This window comes from Dolichospermum sp. FACHB-1250 (assembly GCF_014696335.1).
GTDB classification, from domain to species: domain Bacteria; phylum Cyanobacteriota; class Cyanobacteriia; order Cyanobacteriales; family Nostocaceae; genus Dolichospermum; species Dolichospermum planctonicum.
Genome location: NZ_JACJPZ010000017.1, coordinates 44,686 through 63,544 on the forward strand (window position 1 = coordinate 44,686; position 18,859 = coordinate 63,544).

Annotated in this window: 10 protein-coding genes; 4 read left to right on the forward strand and 6 right to left on the reverse strand. The window is 39.4% G+C overall.

Going from position 1 to position 18,859, the window contains the following annotated elements; all coding sequences use genetic code 11:
- Positions 1–242: 242 nt before the first annotated feature.
- Positions 243–1,694, reverse strand: a complete 1,452-nt coding sequence (locus tag H6F39_RS08095) for an MFS transporter (protein WP_190396511.1) — start codon at positions 1,692–1,694, stop codon at positions 243–245.
- Between the two features lie 56 nt (positions 1,695–1,750).
- On the opposite strand from H6F39_RS08095, the gene H6F39_RS08100 reads away from it, so the two are divergent.
- Positions 1,751–2,275, forward strand: a complete 525-nt coding sequence (locus H6F39_RS08100) for a phosphoribosyltransferase (protein WP_190396512.1) — start codon at positions 1,751–1,753, stop codon at positions 2,273–2,275.
- 339 nt (positions 2,276–2,614) lie between these two features.
- Positions 2,615–3,217 (forward strand): hypothetical protein, encoded by a 603-nt coding sequence (locus tag H6F39_RS08105; RefSeq protein WP_190396513.1) that lies wholly within the window; start codon positions 2,615–2,617, stop codon positions 3,215–3,217.
- Positions 3,218–3,323: 106 nt separating this feature from the next.
- On the opposite strand, the gene H6F39_RS08110 is transcribed toward H6F39_RS08105, so the two are convergent.
- Positions 3,324–4,241, reverse strand: a complete 918-nt coding sequence (locus tag H6F39_RS08110; RefSeq protein ID WP_190396514.1) for an AEC family transporter — start codon at positions 4,239–4,241, stop codon at positions 3,324–3,326.
- 90 nt (positions 4,242–4,331) lie between these two features.
- Here H6F39_RS08110 and H6F39_RS08115 point away from each other — a divergent pair, with 90 nt between their 5' ends.
- A complete protein-coding gene (locus H6F39_RS08115) occupies positions 4,332–5,129 on the forward strand; it encodes a D-alanyl-D-alanine carboxypeptidase family protein (protein WP_190396515.1) in 798 nt (265 codons plus the stop codon).
- Positions 5,130–5,426: 297 nt separating this feature from the next.
- Here the strand turns inward: H6F39_RS08115 and H6F39_RS20215 are convergent, their stop codons facing one another.
- The 3 genes from H6F39_RS20215 to H6F39_RS08150 all read right to left on the reverse strand — a co-directional run bounded on the left by H6F39_RS20215 (position 5,427) and on the right by H6F39_RS08150 (position 16,375).
- A complete protein-coding gene (locus tag H6F39_RS20215; RefSeq protein ID WP_199290887.1) occupies positions 5,427–14,456 on the reverse strand; it encodes a Calx-beta domain-containing protein in 9,030 nt (3,009 codons plus the stop codon).
- A 304-nt stretch (positions 14,457–14,760) separates the two neighbouring features.
- Positions 14,761–14,910 carry a hypothetical protein gene (locus H6F39_RS21135; protein WP_370539376.1) on the reverse strand — a complete coding sequence of 50 codons (150 nt, stop codon included), beginning with the start codon at positions 14,908–14,910 and terminating at the stop codon, positions 14,761–14,763.
- 388 nt (positions 14,911–15,298) lie between these two features.
- Positions 15,299–16,375 carry a PIN/TRAM domain-containing protein gene (locus H6F39_RS08150; RefSeq protein WP_137906217.1) on the reverse strand — a complete coding sequence of 359 codons (1,077 nt, stop codon included), beginning with the start codon at positions 16,373–16,375 and terminating at the stop codon, positions 15,299–15,301.
- Between the two features lie 259 nt (positions 16,376–16,634).
- Here H6F39_RS08150 and hemW point away from each other — a divergent pair, with 259 nt between their 5' ends.
- The gene (gene hemW, locus H6F39_RS08155; RefSeq protein WP_190396516.1) at positions 16,635–17,819 is read left to right on the forward strand and encodes a radical SAM family heme chaperone HemW; all 1,185 of its coding nucleotides are present in this window, start codon (positions 16,635–16,637) and stop codon (positions 17,817–17,819) included.
- Positions 17,820–18,037: 218 nt separating this feature from the next.
- Here the strand turns inward: hemW and H6F39_RS08160 are convergent, their stop codons facing one another.
- The gene (locus H6F39_RS08160) at positions 18,038–18,811 is read right to left on the reverse strand and encodes an MlaE family lipid ABC transporter permease subunit (RefSeq protein ID WP_190396517.1); all 774 of its coding nucleotides are present in this window, start codon (positions 18,809–18,811) and stop codon (positions 18,038–18,040) included.
- Positions 18,812–18,859 lie beyond the last annotated feature (48 nt).

Below are 18,859 nucleotides of genomic sequence, written 5' to 3' on the forward strand. Positions count from 1 at the left end.
TCGAAAGTGTTGTCATGCTTGATTATTTTAACTTAAAAATATAATCACTTAAAGATAATTCTGGATATTAAAACAATTATCTCAATAATTATACCATTTCTTTGTGAGCCTGGGCTGAATTTTTGATCTTTTATTTTTTTCTTCTTTTTTCTTTCTTCGCGTCCTTCGCTCCTTCGTGGTTCGTTTCTTATCTAAGTTGGTACATCTTGATAAGATAATTGGTATTATAACTGCCTAATGCTTTATATTCTTTCCTGTTTTTCTTGTAGTTTTAGCATTATTTCTGCGTGCATTTCGCGGGTAATGGGATAAAAGTACATTAACACTAAACCTGCTATTAAACAAACAGTTGGTATTGGTCCAACAGCGATACGAATAGCTAAAAGTGCTGATTCTGGTTGTACAGGTAAGGAACTTTGTCCAATAACAGCCTCTTTAAAACCATAAGCTTGTAAAGTATTACCGACTAAAAATAGCCCCAAAGCTAAACCAAATTTTTGCAGTAAAACCATGAAACCATAGAAAATTCCTTCTCGTCTTTGTCCGGTTTGTAATTCATCTAATTCAATAATATCAGGTATCATTGACCAGGGAATTAGATAAGCTGTAGAAACTCCCACACCTGCCATTATAGCCATTATATACATTAAACCAATTTGATCAGGCTGTAAGAAAAATAATCCACCAGCAGCAATAATCCAAGAACTCATGCCTAGAAAATAAACCAGTTTTTTACCAATTTTTTGACTTAAATAACTCCAAATAAATAACATAAATAAAGCCGTTCCTTGAACTGCAATCATGACCGTGGGGACATCTCCCTCTTTAAGTTTCATACAGTTAACGACAAAATAGGGAATAATACTGGCTGTGATTTGCACACCTAACCAAGAAAAAAGATAGATAGCAATTACAAAGAGAAAGGGTTTATTAGTAAAGACGATTTTTAGCTGTTCAAAAAAGGAAATTTCTGCCTCTTTTGGTAATTGTATACGTTTAGCTTCAAAAGCCAAAATGCGATCGCGCACACCATAAACACACCAATACAAAGATAAAATAGAAATTACAGTACAAATTGCGGCTAAAACTAAATACTGTTGTTGGCGATCGCTAATTTGTGAGAAAATAATTTTGGCTAAAATTAATGATAAAATACTACCACCAATCGAAAACGTAAACCGAAAACTATTTAAGCTAGTCCGTTCATCATAATCTTGAGTTAATTCAGGAGTCATAGCTGTATAAGGCAAATTTACAACGGTATAAAATGCCTGAGATACAATCCCAATAGCTACATAATACCAAAATAAACACCAAACATTAATACTTTTATCCGCAGTAAATTGGGGGACAATCCATTGTAAGAAAAAGAAAACACCAAAAGGAATTGCCCCATATAAAAGCCAAGGTAGACGACGACCCCAACGACGGGATTGGGTTTTATCAGTCAACATTCCCACCACGGGATCATTGATACCATCCCAAATTTTGCCAATCATCAAAATACTACCTGCCAAACCTGCTGAAATTCCGGCTACATTAGTAAAGAAAACCATCATGTAAAAGACAGCAATATTTGCAGTAATAGCAGGACCCAAATCTCCAGCACCATAAGCTAGTTTGGTTTTTAAATCTAATTTTTTACTGGTTAGCGATTGGTGAAAATCCTTATTATCGGAATTATCCTTAACCATAAATTACACCCATCTTAGTTGACAATTGATAATTATTAGCACACTTTTTTAATCCTATGTCAGACCTTTACATTTCTTGGCCAGATTATCACCACAAAATTGAACAATTAGCCGTTAAAATTTATCAATCAGGCTGGGAATTTAACCAAATTGTCTGTTTAGCTAGGGGGGGACTGCGTGTAGGAGATATTCTTTCCCGTATCTACAATCAACCTTTGGCAATTTTATCTACTTCATCTTACAGCGACATGGGTAAACAAGAGAGAAATAATTTACTTATTTCCCGTCAATTAACCATGACTAGTGAAAATTTAGGTTCGCGGATTCTGCTTGTAGATGATTTAGTAGATTCTGGTGTCACTATTCAAAAAACAGTTCCGTGGTTATACTCTTATGGACAATCCCCCATTGTAGAAGTTCGCACTGCTGTAATTTGGTATAAAGCTTGTTCTGTTGTTGTACCTGATTACTATACTGATTATTTGCCCGATAATCCTTGGATTCATCAACCTTTTGAACATTACGAATATATTAGTCCTGGGGAGTTGGCAAAAAAGCATAATTTAGGGGTTGCAGAATAGCAGTAAAAGATACTCGTTTTGTTGTGACTTCATTGCCTACAAAAAATCTGAAAAACTTCATGCTCAAATATAGCAATTCCCATACAAGTGATAACAATTTTTTATGAAGATGCACATAATTACACTCCCCTGTAGTCGCCTCTTACTAAGCAAGGACGGCGAAGTCGGGGGGTAAATTATATGCAACTTTACAAATAAATGGTATGAGGTGCAATAAGTCAGAATTAAACGCAGATAAACGCAGATAAACACAGATAATTTTGTACCTCATTAGACTAGGAAATGATATATTAGCTTTGAGTCTTAATTATTAGTTCTATAGGAGAGAAATTGGTGAGCATGGATAAACTTTTGGAGCAGGTAGTTAGTCAGGTATTAGCATTAGTAACCTTTTTCGCTTTCCCCGTAATCCAATATTTTCTACTCAAGTGGACAGTACGACAAGAAGGACTACCGAGGCTTGGATACCTGCCAGAGTATGGTTTTAGAATGGTCATTCGGAACATACCTCGAAAAAGACTTTTAAAGAATATTAAATATAAAGTTTTTCTCAGAAGCCTTATTCCACCATCTAAAGGTTCTACAGCTTATACTTTCTATGATACTGATATTCTCTATAGAGAAGAATTATTTGTTTTTCCCAATTCAGACCAAACTATGTTAAGCTTTCAATTACAGGGAGATAAAGAAGATAATATTGACTTTGTTATTACAGATAAACTGGGCAACAAGATTCAAAATGGAATCTCAATAAAGAATTTTGAAAAGCTGATTTGTGATTATTCAGCAACAGTTGAGAATTTCTTTAACTTTGACGTTCAAATTGAAAAACGAGTTGTTATTGAATCTTCTTCTTTGATCAAAATGTGGCAGGAAACTCATTTGGGATGTGACAAATTCAAAGAATTTAATGTTGACTACATACTAACTCCTGGTTATTAGTGCAATACATAGAGGTATATACCAATGAATTTTTGCAGTAGCCCAATTCGGTAATTCTGTTGATGCAGATAAGCACTGTATGATTGTAGTTGAAGCAGATTTCCAGTTAAAACAGCCATAACCAAAGAGGAAGAGTAAATAACAAGACTATCATCCCCATTGCTAAAGCGGTGACAGCCAAATCACGATCTAAATCAAAGGTTTCTGCTATTACCAGTGTAGCTAAGGCTGGTGGCATGGCCATTTGCAAAACTATCACCTGCGCTGCCTTACCAGTGACACCAAAAAGGGAGAGGGTACTACCTAAAATCAGGGGAACTAGTAGCATTTTAATAAAGATACTACTCCCCGCTTGTGGTAATTTAGTCCAAGATTTTAATTGTGAAAGTCTCATACCAATTAACATTAAGGATAAAGCTACTGTACTCCAACCCAATTTTTCTAACAAAAATACTACTGACTCAGGAAGCGCGACTTGACGCAACAGTAAGCCAAATCCAAAACTCCACAGCGCGGGGTTAATAAAAATTACCTTTGCTACTTGGATGCGATTTTGGATATTGTTGCCGAATTTAGCAGCTAAAACCACACTTAAACCATAAGCGCCAAAGAGTGAGCCTAACATATCATAAAATAAAGCCCAGGCAAAATATTCTTTACCTACCATTGCTAAAGTTATGGGAAAACCCAGATAACCTGTATTACCTACCATGGCTGCTAAAATCAGACTACCTTGAGTTGCTCTTGGGGGGACTGAGGTGGTGAAGTTGGCTTGTACTTTGATTCCTAGCCAGGCTAACAATGCCCCTATAAAAATGGCTAAGTGCGCTATTATTGGTGCAATCCAAATTTGTCCTGATAAGTCTGTTTGCAGTAAAAAACCAATAATACCAATAGGTACTCCCACCCAATAGAGAAATTGACCTATGTAAATGGAAGCATTACCGGGTAATTTACGTCCCAGTATAAATCCTATCAGGATTAATCCCACTAATCGGAGATATAGTTCTAAAATATCTATCAAAATTACACCTAAAATAATTAAGAATTAAAAATTCAAAAAACTCTGGCCTTTGACCTTCTTTAACCATTAAACACAAATAGGAGCAAAAACTTGAATAAAGCTGGGTTTCCCAAAAAACCACACAATTCCTCTCCTCCCTCTGATGATGATATCCCCATAGCCATTCGTGATAATTCTGATGCTATAAGTAGTATAAAATTAAAGCCACAAGTTGTAATCATCAGTGGATTTGCTGGATTTTTGCTGCTGGCTATCTCTAGTGGTTTTTTGTTTTCTCTGACAACACCTAAGCAAACTGCTAATTCCGTGCCGGAAGCGATTAAACCTATATCAGTAGCTAATAATACTCCTGCTAAGGATGATACAGTTCTGGGACATTTCCCATATTCAGAAGCACCAGAGTCAGAATTAGCCCCAATTACGGCTGACAATAGGATTAGAATGCGAAAATCTGCTGCTGTCAAATTTCAAGCCATGGTACAAGCGGCTAGGAGTGCGGGTGTAATTTTAGTGCCAATTTCTGGCTTTCGTTCCGTACAAGAGCAAAAGCAGTTATTTTTTGATATTGGCGCACAACGTAACCAAACTCCAGCAGAAAGAGCGTCTCTGAGCGCACCGCCTAATCATAGTGAACATCATACAGGCTATGCTGTAGATATTGGCGATGGTGCAGTACCCGCCACTAATTTACAAGCTAATTTTGAAAATACTAAAGCTTATCAATGGTTACAAGCCAATGCTGCCAGATTTAGTTTTGAAATTTCCTTTCCTAAAGATAATCTGCAAGGTGTCAGTTATGAACCTTGGCATTGGCGTTTTGTGGGTGATAGTGATAGTTTAGAAACATTTTATAAAGCCAAAAATATTAAACCTATAAAAACACCATAAATGGAGATTTACTATAGTTAGGGCTTGCTGAATAAACATAAAACCGGGAGACATCAATTATTTGCTTTTGCCTAATTACAGCGATTTTGCTGGTAAATGAACCACGGTTTTTGTTTCGCGTAAAGGAAGAAGGTAATCTGTGGTTTAAATTGTGGTTTAAATTGCCGAAAACTGCTGTAAGCAGGAATATTATCTCCAACCGATTTCATCCACAGCTTGTAAATAATAATTGTCAGGTAAGGTAAACTTGGCAAACACTGGGATGTTTTAGTTTACCTTAACCTTAAATTAGATAAACTATACAGAAAAGTAGTTGTTAGTAGTTAATAAACCAGTAGCTATTGTACCAGTTATACCTGTGACATTGATTAACAGGTCACTGCTAGAATTAAAGGCACTAAGACCATCATTAACTGATAGATAAGTACCATCATTCCAACCAAAGAATACAGCTTGGTTAGCAGTTAAAGATTGTGTTCCGGCCAGATTGGGATTAGCATCTTGATAGGCAGCGATCGCCGCAGCATTTAATGTAGTAGCAGTTGAGAAAATACCAGCATTGAAAAGCGCAGTAGGAAGTGAAGTTAGGGCAATGCGATCGCTCTCTCCTGGATTAAAATCAATGATGCGATCGGGTGCAGCTAACAGCGAATCACTAAAATTAGAGTAGACAAAACGGTCTGTGCCTAGTCCTCCAGTTATAGCGTCTGATCCGACTCCTCCAGAGATAGTATCATTACCATCTTCTCCATAAAGCGTATCATTCCCATCTCCACCAATTAAGGTATCAATGCCTGTACCACCATTGAGGGTATCATTCCCATCTCCACCGTTGAGGGTATTATTGGCGCTGTTACCTGTGAGAATATTATTACCTGTGTTCCCTGTACCGTTAATAGCTGTCGTTCCAGTCAGGGTGAGGTTTTCTACAGTGGCAACGTTAGCTAGGGTGAAAGTGACGCTAGATTCAACGGTGTCAATTCCTTGGTTAGCCTGTTCGGTAATTGTGTCTGTTGTACTATCAACAATGTAAATGTCATCACCTGTACCACCAATTAAGGTATCAATGCCCGCACCACCATTGAGGGTATCATTCCCATCTTCACCGTTGAGGGTATTATTGGCGCTGTTACCTGTGAGAATATTATTACCTGTGTTCCCTGTACCGTTAATAGCTGTCGTTCCAGTCAGGGTGAGGTTTTCTACAGTGGCAACGTTAGCTAGGGTGAAAGTGACGCTAGATTGAATGGTGTCAATTCCTTGGTTAGCCTGTTCGGTAATTGTGTCTGTTGTACTATCAACAATGTAAATGTCATCACCTGTACCACCCACCAGTGTATCCACACCTGCACCACCATTGAGGGTGTTATTGCTACTGTTACCTGTGAGGATGTTATTACCTGCGTTCCCTGTACCGTTAATAGCTGTCGTGCCAGTCAGGGTGAGGTTTTCTACATTGGCAGGTAGAGTTGTGGTAGCGGCAGCTAAGACTGTATCAGTAATGGTTGTGGTAGCTGTTTGTGATGTCCCCAAGGTGGCATTTGTAGGGTTGCTGAGAGTCAGGGTAAAGGTTTCATTTGCCTCATTGATAGCATCGTTGAGGATGGGAATATTAATCACCTGACTGGTGACACCTGGGTTAAAAGTGAGAGTTCCTGTTGTACTGGTATAGTCTGACCCTGATACAGCCGTTTCATTCCTAGTGGCATACTGAACTGTAATCGTTTGGGTACTAGAACTAGACAGGCTCACAGTATAAGCAACATTTTGGGGACTTGTGAAGCCTTCTACTATGGTTTGATTAGCACTCAGATTGATAACGGGTTGGGTAGTAACGATAGTGGTTGTAGCATCTGCTTGAGTGGGGGCTGTTTCGGTTAAACCTAAATTATCAGTGGCTACACTATAAAAACTGTAGGTTTTACCTGCTAAACCGTTATAAATACCCGAAGTAGCTGTAATATCATCTTGCCACAGGAGATATTGACCGCCATCGGTAGCTACATAAATATCGTAGGAGGCAATACCACTACCGTTATCTGTACCTGTCCAGGATACGGTAAAGTTAGCGTTACTGTTGGCGGGTAAGGCTGTTACTTGACTGGTCGGTGCATTACTATCTAGGGTGTTAAAGACTGCTGTGGTTTGGATGGGTGTTTGATTATTCAAGGTAATACTGGCTTGGGCATCAACGCGAGTATTATTAGCGGAGTTAGCTTTAGGTTGAACTCTATAAGCTACAAAACCACTTCCTGCCCCGTTTTGGTCATTAGGAGGTAAAAAGCCCTGAGTGGTGCTATTTGCGGCGTTGCCTGTGGCGGGGTCAATGGCGGTAAATGTCCAAGTGATGACACCTGTAGCGGTGTTTAGTTCAGCACTGGCATCAACAAACACACCTCTGGTACTACGGAGGTCAAGGCGTTGGCTGTAATTTTGTACGCCGTTGGGAACATCAACCGTAATATCCCCAAAACCAAAGTCCTGTAAGGTAAAGGTGTTCAGGTCGAGGTCGGTATCAAGGGTTTGAGTGATGGTAACTTGGGCGACTGGAGTAGTTCCGGCTGCGGCGTTGTTGCTAAAGCGGATGGTGTAGGGAATAACTGCACCTGCGGTTAAATAGTGTTGTGTTCCCAAACCATCGGGGTTGATCAGGGTGTTGGGTGCGCTGACGGTTTCTATCCGTTGTTGGTTGGTTGCCCCACTGATAGCCCCTTGGATAAATTCCGTGTTGCCATTGCTGAGGTGAATATCTAAAATGACATCTTCTAGTACATCAGGGTTAGTAATACCTGCATTTCTAGCTATTTGTTCGGCTGCGGCGCGTTGTTCAGGGGTTAACGAGGCGGTGGTGATGATATTGCGGGGGAAGGTCAGGTCAGTAAAGGTGGCGGTTGTTTGTCCTGAAGCGTAATCAAAGAGGGAATTTGCTTGAGTAATACGCCAACTATTGGCATAGTCACCGTAGAGTTGTTGATCTGTAATTGTGCCACCAATGACAGTACCGTTACGCAGGGCAAAGTCATCATTGCGGTTATCGTTAAAGTTACCTAAAAGTCCGACTACTTTACCTTGGCGATTATCAGCTAGACCAAGGTTGATATTTAACCAAGTACCCCGATTATTAACGAGAATGAGGTCATTATTGGCGGTAACGATACTATATTTATTACCTTCTCGAATAATTAGGTTTTGACCTACTGCATAGAGTCCGCCTTCGGGAAGGGTGACAGCAGTACCGTTAATGAGGAGGGGGTTGGTTTGGTTGGCATAAATTGCTATGCGTTGACCACCGATTTTAATGGCAATGGCAGAGTTAGCAGAGGCACTGGTGCTATTTCCCCAAGGTTGTTGACGGGTTTGGATTTCAAAGTCGTCGGTGGTAGATTTAACGAGGGTAAATTCGCCTACGGTTTGGAAGTCGTAGCCTATGCCGTCGAGGGTTTGTAAGTGAGGGTCGTTATATGTACCACCCAATAATGATATTCCTCTTCCCAGAAGACCTCCCAAAGCACTATTCTTTAAAAAATCAGGAATACGATCAAAAGTTCGACGGAATGGACCATATTTATCACCCCAGTTTCGCCATGCTCCCTTTCCTGTTCTTTGACCTCCTCTAAGTTTGCCACCGTAATAAAAGGGGTCATGTTTGTAATGGCGCATCGGGCTTACATATTGTCCATTCAAACGTCCTATAGCACTATTTTGATTAAATAAACTCCCTTTTCCCCACCTGTTAGGTAGTGCATGAGAAAATATAGTTCCTGCTTGTTTTCCAACATTTCTCAAGGCTGCTGTTCCACCACCACTGATCGCACCTAAACCAGCAGAAATCAAAACACTTTTCCCGTCAAACTCATCCTGTAATCCAAAACTAATCATAAGTCCTTGAATACCTGCATCAGTAGCAGCACCAACAAGTGCGCCTGTTCCTGCTGCAATCAAAATAGGAAGGAAAATCAGATTTCCTGATGGATCTGTATAACTAATTGGATTGTTGAAAGTATAGCGATAAAGATTTGTATCTCCACCATCAATTTCTAAAGGATCTGTACTTAAAAACTTACCTGTTAAGGGATCGTACATTCTTGCCCGCATGAAATCGAGTCCATTACCCTCATCCATTACTCCCCATTGACCCACATATTCAAAGGGGTTAGCAACGCCTTCAACCTTCGTTAAATCTTCCCCAAATGGTAAATAACTGTAACGGTTAACATAACTCCCATCATTCGCCGTTAACCCTACCGTTGAACCGATCGCATCGGCATCATAATAATTACTATTACTACCATTGACCCGACTCACCAAACCAAGCCCATGAGTATAGTTAGCAACTAAGGTATTACCGTTATATTCGCCAACAATATCCCCCAACCCCAAAGGATCAAGTAAATATTCCGTCCGTTGACCATTTAAAACAGTCGCAACGCGGTTTCCTAAACCATCATATTGATAATCCCAAGTTCCTTGAGGAGTGACAACTTTAGTTAGACGATTTTCAACATCATAAGTATAAGTTGAAGTCTGTCCTCCTTGGGTTTTGCTAATCAAATTCCCATCTGTGTCGTAGGTATAGACAGCATTACCCACATTGGTATACTGATTAAGATTATTGGTGTTGTAGTTGGTAGTCGTGCCATTATCCGTTACACCAATGCGATTTCCTGCCGCATCATATTGATAGTTAATGGTACGATTTGTTGGCGTGAGGACAGATGTTAATTGACCTGTTGCATCATAACCATATTGAAAAGTTCCTTCCAATGTGGTCATGGTAGTACGCCGACCTAGGTTATCGTAGGCATACTCAAACTTAGAGTTAACGGTATTATCTGCTTTGTAGTTGATTAACTTGGTTAACTGACTCTGTTGATCATATTCATAAGTCGTATAAGTGCCGTTGCCGTTGGTTTCTTTAGTCAGACGACCTGCACTATCATAGTCATAGCTGATAATGCTTTGTGCTGTTCCATTGGTTAACGTTTTTAAGCGTCCAACGGTGTCATAGGTATAGTTAACTGTATAACCATCTTGAGAGACAAGTTTAGTCCGTTGACCATCAGCATTGTAGGTATAGGTCAAAGAACGTCCCGTAGGATAGGTTATTTTAGTCAGTTGATTTGCAGCGTCATACTGCATGGCAATAGTTCCAGTGGCATCGGTGACACTGGTAAGATTTCCCTTGGTATCATAGCCATAGCTAACGCTAGAACCATCTGCATATTGTTTCTTGGTTAACAGTCCACTGGTGTTGTAGGTATATCCAATAGTGCTACCACGACGATTAACAGAACTGGTGATATTTCCCAACCCATCCACGCTAAACTGTTGAAAACTACCATCGGGATATGTGATTTTAGTGAGATTGCCTTTAAGGTCGTAGGTATAATTAACGCCATTACCTTTAGGATCTATAAACCCAGTCAGTTGATTAAAGTTAGCATCGTAAGTAAATTTAATGTCTTGGTTGAGTAAATTTGTTTGCTTCGTTAAATTTCCATTTGTGTCGTAGGTGTAACCAGTTTGACTACCATTAGGCAGGGTTGCACCAATCAAATTTCCATCTGCATCATAGCGGAAAATCAGATTTTGATTATTAACACCGCGAATTTGTCCACCGTTACCCCCATCATAAAGCAAGATGGTTTGAGACGCACCTGTACTATCGGTAATTGTGACACCACCAACATTATCGTAACTGTAGGTCAGGGTTTGGGTTTGTCCATTGCTAAACTCTTTAGTGAGACGACCTTGGTTATCATATTCAAAAGTACGCTCATAACCTAAACTTGATTTTACTGATAACAAAGAATGTTTTTTCGCTGCTATTGTACCTGTATCATAAGTGTAGGTCGTTGTGCCTTCAGGACTGGTGACAGATAGCAGATTTTCCCCAGAGGCATTATAACTATAGGTGGTAATTTGTCCTGTGGAGTCGGTAATCTGACTAATCCGCCCTTGGGCATTGTAAGCTAAGGTTAAACTATCGCCATTAGTGTGAAGTAACTTAGTTAGATTATTGTTGGTATATTCCAGGGTAATTTTATTGCCATTGGTATCTTCAACATAGCTGAGTTTGCCATCAGTCCCAAATAATGAGATTAAACCGTTAGCTTCTTTTAAGCGATACTGACCATTAGTAATCGTTAAAGTTGCACCACTATCTTCAAGGTAAGTAACACCGTCGGTTTGCTTCTCGAAAACGCGCTGTAAATCTCCCACACTACGAATAACAACATCACCTTTACTATCAGTTGTGGCGCGTAAATCCCACTGACTAGCCCAACCTCTTCCTAAACTGCCTAAATTGTAGCGTTCTGCAATGGATTGATAGAAGGTGCGGTTAAAGGTTAAAGATAGTCCAGGTGCAGCATCCACTACATCCGTTGTACTGGATAAATCTATATTAGTGAGAGTATTAACTGCTTGTCTCCATTCAAAGGCAAATAACCGAGTTAAATCACTGGTTTCCTGTCCCAGTTGACTTAAATAATTAGCATTTTCCGTCATCACAGCTTGAAACTGTCCCGCAGTTGTGCCTAAATTAGCTGTTAAATTACTCCAAATTGCATCCCAAGCAGCAGTATCAATAAAACTATAATCTGCGCGAGATTCGGCTTTAATAGTTGCCCAATTAATCACTTCATTGGGTTGAACTTGCTGCACTGCAAAGTTAATTAAACCGTTACCATTGGGAGTATAAGCAAAGGAAAATTCCCCACTTTCACCAGGGGCTAAAATTCCGGCTGGTCCATTATCACTTGTGCCTAAATATAAGTTTAGCAGTTGACGTAGAGTGGCACTAACGGTATTTTCTTCAGGATATGTTACCTGGGCATTTGTGGGAGTAATTCTGAATAAAGGTGCAATGACATCGGTTTGTCCAGCATTGGTATATCTGACTGTAACTACACCATTGGCAGAATAACTCAACTGAGTTTGAATATTGCCTACGGCACCATTTGTAACTGTGAAAATATCGTTAGCAACAAAACTATTTTGTCCATTGGCAACTTTAACATCATAGTTTCCAGTGGCTAATCCCTGTAAGTTAAAAGTTGCCCATGCTTCGGTTTCATTTATCCAATAAACCTTACTAGCAGTGGTTGGTGTTCCAGTGGCAGAAATTAAGCTAATTTGGTCGTTGGGTGAAAAATTCTGTCCTGAAATAACAATTGTTGTTTGACCTTTATTACTTCCCGATGCACCTTGAGGAAGTCCAGTAATCAACAAACTAGCATCATTATCAATGATAGTCAGACTTGCAGAATTTTGTTGTCCAATAGTTGCCCCTCCGGTTGGGTTGGTGAGGATTAATTGGAGGGTTTCATCTAGTTCTGCTATCGTGTCATTAACGATGGGAATGGTGACGGTTTTACTAATTTCTCCATCAGCGAAATTAACGGTAATTGCTGTGTTGTTGTAGTCGCTTGGTGCTTTAGCTGTTCCATCTTTAAAGTTAATAGTAGCACTTATAGCACCCTCTCCGCCAAAGTTACGGATAACAGTGACAGCAGCAATAGGTGTACCATCTTCTCGGAGGGTAAATTGAGGGGAACTAAAGCTTAAAGTACCTGGTGTAGTTATCCCAATTGTGAGTTGTTTCTCGAATGATAAACCACCTTGATCAGTAGTTTTAATCCGAATACTGTAACTATTCTTAGTGGCGTAATTAAAAACAGCGTTAGTTTTGAGTTGATTTCCCGCAATGGTAAAGGCGGCATTATCAGTTGAACCTGTACCTGTTACTAAACTATAAGTAAAGGTATTACCCGTATCAGTATCTGTAGTGATAAAATCACCAACCACTGTACCAATTGGCTGTGTTTCTCTAACTGTACTTTTGGAAAGACCAAGATCAGTGGGAGTTTCATTAACATTATTGATGGTAATGGTGAAATCTTTAGTAAAAGTTGCTTCCAGATTGTCTGTTGTCTTGATAGTAATGTTATGGCTAGAATTAGCTTCAAAATTGATCAGGTTTTGATTTGCTACTCGCAATTCATTTCCCACAATTGCAAAACGTCCATCCGCATTATCTAAAAGCGTGTAAGTATGGGCATCACCAACATCAGGATCAACAGTGCTTAATGTCCCAACGACAGTATTATTAGGAGTATTTTCATTGATTGTTGTCGCTGTTAAATTAATGTTATTTGGCTGTTGATTGGGTGTACCATTAGTAACTAAAAAGACATATTTACCAGGAACATTGACATTACTTGCTGATTCGAGATCAGCCATTGTATTTGTTCCCGATTGTGGCAATTCAAAGAAATTAACCCCATTTCCAGCAGAGTATCCTGCCCTTGCTAAATTATTACCTGAAAAACTACCAACGAGCCATTCAATATTCTCATAACGAAAGTCAATACTAAAATTTCCTGATCCCGTATCTTTGAGAATTAATTGAAAAGCATTCGGAACTGTTCCACCAGAATATGCTCCTACGTCATCCCAAGTAATTATAACTTGATTATTGGTAGGATCAAGATCCCAATAGAGTAAATTAGATCCTGTAGAAGTTCCCCCCACAGAAGGTGTAACTGTTCCCGCACTAGTATCAACGTCTGCAAAGAAGGGGGCAATAATTGGCTGTGATGTATTACCTGTTAAAGCAAAAGGAGTAAAGGTACTTTCGGGAGAACTAAAGGTGATATTGCCGTTATTGTTGATATAGAAGCCGTTATAAGTTGTGCCGAAAAAGTTTAATCCTGATTCAAAAACGGATGTGACATTAATCAATTCTGTTGAAGAATCATCATTTCGATTTAAGATGTTCTCTCCAAATCCTGCTGTTCCTCCCAATCCATTAATTAAAGGAGAATTAGGAGTATTCTGTTCAACTTGAACCGCTTCCCCATTGATCCTAACTATCGCTGAATCATCCTCTGTTGTCAACCCCTGTAGTGTCTCTGCATCCAGACTTTCACCCTGTACTAACGCTGCAAAAATCGCCCCTTCATCTCCAGCACTATCGCTTTGATTAACATGAGCATCTACAAAATGCCCAATTTCCTCTAACAGCACCGCACTAATCGCTGTTGGTGTAGCATTAGCAACAAAGCTATTGGATAAATAAATCTTATTCGTACTACTCGCATAAGCACCGTTAGCACTGCCAAGAATACTACTATCAAGAATATCTATTTGCGGAAGTTGACTAAAGTTACCTGCTTGCCATTGTAAACGCAGAATTTCCGCTACACTGCGGTTGTATTGTGTACCAAAAGCGGTATTGAAAATATTCCAGAAGTCCAGTGTATTAGAAAAGGCAATCAGTTGATTATATGTCAGGGTCAGAACGGGGTTGAGTAAGAGGTTCATAAATTAGAATTTTTTTTGAGACTTTTACTAGACCAACTAAAGACGATCGCACCACATCATTATTACCAATACAGACAATAGCACGTAATTTATAATTTTTCTCACTGTTGGTGAAAAAATTTTTTCTACACCTATACCAAACCCACAAGAATAGCGATGTCTAAGCAGAGCGATGTCTAAGGAGAGCGATCGCACCAAGTAAGCAATGACTAATAATGATACTATATAAATTACAAAACTTTGCGTAGTTTCATCCCCAAATCATACCTTTAATTAATGTAAATACCAGCGTTGGTATATCTTTCTAAATCAGATGTACAAAACTGTCAAGTAAGGTAGAGAGTATTATTTGTACATAAGTAGCTTTTGCTCTCTTAAAAATAGCAAATAAAAACCCGCGATATAAAAACTCTTGTATGGGAGAAAATACACCCACAAATAAATGGACGCAGATAAACGCAGATAATTTTGTACTTCATTAGACTGGGAAACGCTATATTTGTTTATAGTTTTTTATAGTTACAGGACTTACGCAAAAAGAACCGAATTTGGGGTAATTCATGAATTACCCCTAGGCAAGAATAAGGTGTTCAGCCACATCTTACGTAAGTCCTAAGTTATTTGGAGGGCGATCGCTTGGGTAAGTCTGATGTAGGATGGGTCAGATATCAATAATCTGTTTATTTACATGATTTATATGGTTTTGTGGAGGCGATCGCTTGGGTAAGTCTGATGTAGGATGGGTCAGAATCAAGAATCTGTTTATTTACATGATTTATGTAGTCTGACGCACCATACTATATTTATTTATGGTTGTCTGGAGGCGATCGCTACTTTATGCTTTACGCTAATGCAGAGGCTTGGGGTTTGGCAAAAATCATCCTCCCGGCGGAAGTTTGTAAGGCGCTGGTGACTACTACCCGTAATTCACCACCCACATAAGGGCTACCTTCTTCCACTACTACCATTGTACCATCATCTAAATAACCAATTCCTTGACTTGGTTCTTTACCTTCTTTGAGAATTTTCAAATCAAGATTATCACCAGGTAAATAAGTTGGCCTGACGGCATTTACTAAATCATTAACATTCAAAACCGGGACTTTTTGCACACTAGCAACCTTTGATAAGTTATAATCATTAGTCAGTAATGTCCCATTAATTTCCTGAGCAAAACGGACTAATTTAGCATCAACGTTGGGAGTGTCCTCATAATCCACAGGGTTAATTAAAATACGTTCCGGGTAAGTTTCTCGAATGCGGTTGAGAATTTCTAGCCCTCTTCTGCCCCTGACCCGTTTTTGGTCTTTGGTAGCATCAGCTACTTGCTGTAATTCCTGTAAAACAAATTGGGGAACAAGAATTAGCCCTTCTAAAAATCCGGTTTCTAGTAGTGTTTCAATGCGGCCATCTATAATGCAGCTAGTATCTAAAACTTTGGTATTAGCAGGTTTAAGAGTTCCTTCCACTACCATACTTTCCACAGTATTGGGGTTAATTAACCTTAATAATCCCCGTCCATGGGTATCGGCCAAGTTCATGCCTGTAACAGAGAGGATAATACTGCCAACAACAGCTACAAGGGGTTTAATAAAGCTAAAATCTGGAGGAATGGGTAGTAAAAATAGAGGTGCTAACATCAAGTTAGCTAATAGTAGCCCAATTATTAAGCCAATAGACCGGGTTAAAATCGCTTCCAGAGGCATTTCCCGGACTTGTGATTCTAAACGACGGTATGTAGTTTGGAAACTTAGCCCTACAGCACCGCCAATAATGGCAGCAAAGACGGCTATAACTAAGCGTAAGGCCTCTACATTCGTGACTCCATTAAGAGTACCTGGGGAGAGTAGATCAGTGCTGAAATAACCTATCCCCGACGCTGCTAAGATAAATGAGAGAATAATAAAGACATCCAGCATGGTGGTGTTGTGTTCCTACAACGGTATTTATTTGATAAAGTAAAGTATGCTTGCTTCTATCCTGTTGGGTAAATTCAGAAATATGAGATCATATTATCTGATCAGACTGAGGAAATATGCCAACATTATAACTAAAGAGTTTTAACTGCATATTATTTTTATTTTTAGGCAAAAAGGCCAAAATTTTGGCAACAAACTCCTCATTTTCATGATTTTTAATATTCAAATCACATTCACCTCACAATTTTTATTTAAAAGAATGAGTCAACAAAATACTGGTTGGGAGATTCCTCGTTCTGCTTATGTACATATTCCCTTTTGTCGACGACGGTGTTATTATTGTGATTTTCCCGTATTCGTGGTAGGCGATCGCTCGCGGGGTGAAAATTCTGGGACAATTAACGAATATGTTGAATTTTTATGTCAAGAAATCAGAATTGCGCCGGTTTATGGTCAACCCTTAAAAACAATTTTTTTTGGCGGTGGTACTCCTTCGCTGTTATCAACAGAACAGTTACAATGTATATTAACAACCTTAGAAAAGCGGTTTGGGATCACATCTAGGGTAGAGATATCTATGGAAATCGATCCAGGAACGTTTGATTTAGCACATATCGCTGGTTATTGCAGCTTAGGAGTAAATCGCGTAAGTTTGGGTGTACAAGCTTTCCAAGCAGAATTGTTGAAAACCGCAGGGCGATCGCATACACTGGTAGATATTATTACAGCTATAGAGTTAATCCATAAAGTCGAGATTCCCGAATTTAGCTTAGACTTAATTTCCGGCTTACCGCACCAGAGTTTAGAAACATGGCAAGATTCCTTAACTCAAGCTATAGCAGCAGCACCAACCCATATTTCCGTCTATGATCTTACCATTGAACCGGGAACAGTCTTCAACCGTTATTATCGGCCGGGAGATCATCCCCTACCCACAGATGAAACCACAGTTAAAATGTATCATCTAGGGCATAAAATGTTAACACAGGCCGGTTACGAACATTATGAAATTTCCAATTATGCCCAACCAGGACACCAATGTAGACATAATCGAGTCTACTGGGAAAATCGTCCTTATTATGGTTTTGGCATGGGTGCAGCCAGCTATACTCAAGGTAAACGCTTTACCCGTCCCCGCAAAACCCAGGAATATTACCAATGGTTAAAAGCCGGTGCTGTCATGGATTGTCCAGTCACTTCTGCAAATGATATATTATTAGAAACTTTAATGCTAGGACTACGGTTAGCGGAAGGAGTTAGTTTAAATTCCCTAGCCGCAAAATTTGGTAATCATCAAGTTGAGAAAATTCAAAGCTGTTTGCGACCATACTTTGATAGAGGTTGGGTGAAAATTGTTGAAGATAGGTTACGCTTTAACGATGCCGATGGTTTTATATTTTCTAACGTCATGTTGGCAGAATTGTTTGAAAAATTGGGAGAATAAGTCGAAGAGTACAAGTAGGTGAACGGGAAAAACCCGACACAAGTAACGAAAAGTAAAGTTGCCCAAAACCTGTAACCTGTTCCCTGTTCCCTGTCACCTGTCACCTGTCACCTGTCACCTGTCACCTGTCACCTATTCCCCGTCACCTGTTCCCTGTTCCCTGTTCCCTGTTCCCTGTTCCCTGTTCCCTGTAACCTGTCACCTGTCACCTGTTCCCTTTAAAATACAGGCTGCTCAAACAATAGTAACGCTAATATAAAATCCATAATAAAAATTGCCACCCAAGTAGTGACAACAGCAGTAGTTGCTGACTCTCCCACTTCCTTTGCTCCCCCTTGAGTTGTCAGTCCCCAACTACAGCCATTAACAGCAACTATAGCCCCAAAAATCAACCCTTTAAGTAAAATAATAAAAATATCTGATGGGACTAAAAACTCTCTCACTGATTCTAAAAATGTTTCGGGAACAACTTGATAAAACTGCATGGCCGCAAAAGTACCGCCCATAATACCTACAATTAAGGAAAAAATCATCATTATAGGCATCATTAAACAGCAAGCAATAACTCTGGGTAAAACTAAATAATCAATAGGGTCTGTTCTGAGTATATATAAAGCGTCAATTTGTTCTGTCACCCGCATTGCTCCCAATTCCGCCGCAAAAGCTGAACCAACTTGTCCAGCGATAATACTAGCAGTTAAAATTGGTGCTAATTCCCGACAAAATGCTAAAGCAAATGCACCGCCAACAGTATTTACAGCCCCAAATCTCACTAATTCCCTAGCAGTTTGAATAGTGAAAATCATCCCCGCAAAACCACTGACTAATAAAACTGGGTAAATTGCACCCGGTCCTGCTGTTACTGTATGTTCTAATATCTTGCGATAATAGGTTTTTCCGCGCAGAAAATGTAATGAAATTTGACCTAACAACAGAAATGCTGACAAACACCGAATTAGCCAAGATTGCTCTGAATTTCTTTTTGGTTGCAAGTTTACGGCCACTAATTGAAACTAATTGAATTTTTTAACTGGGTAATT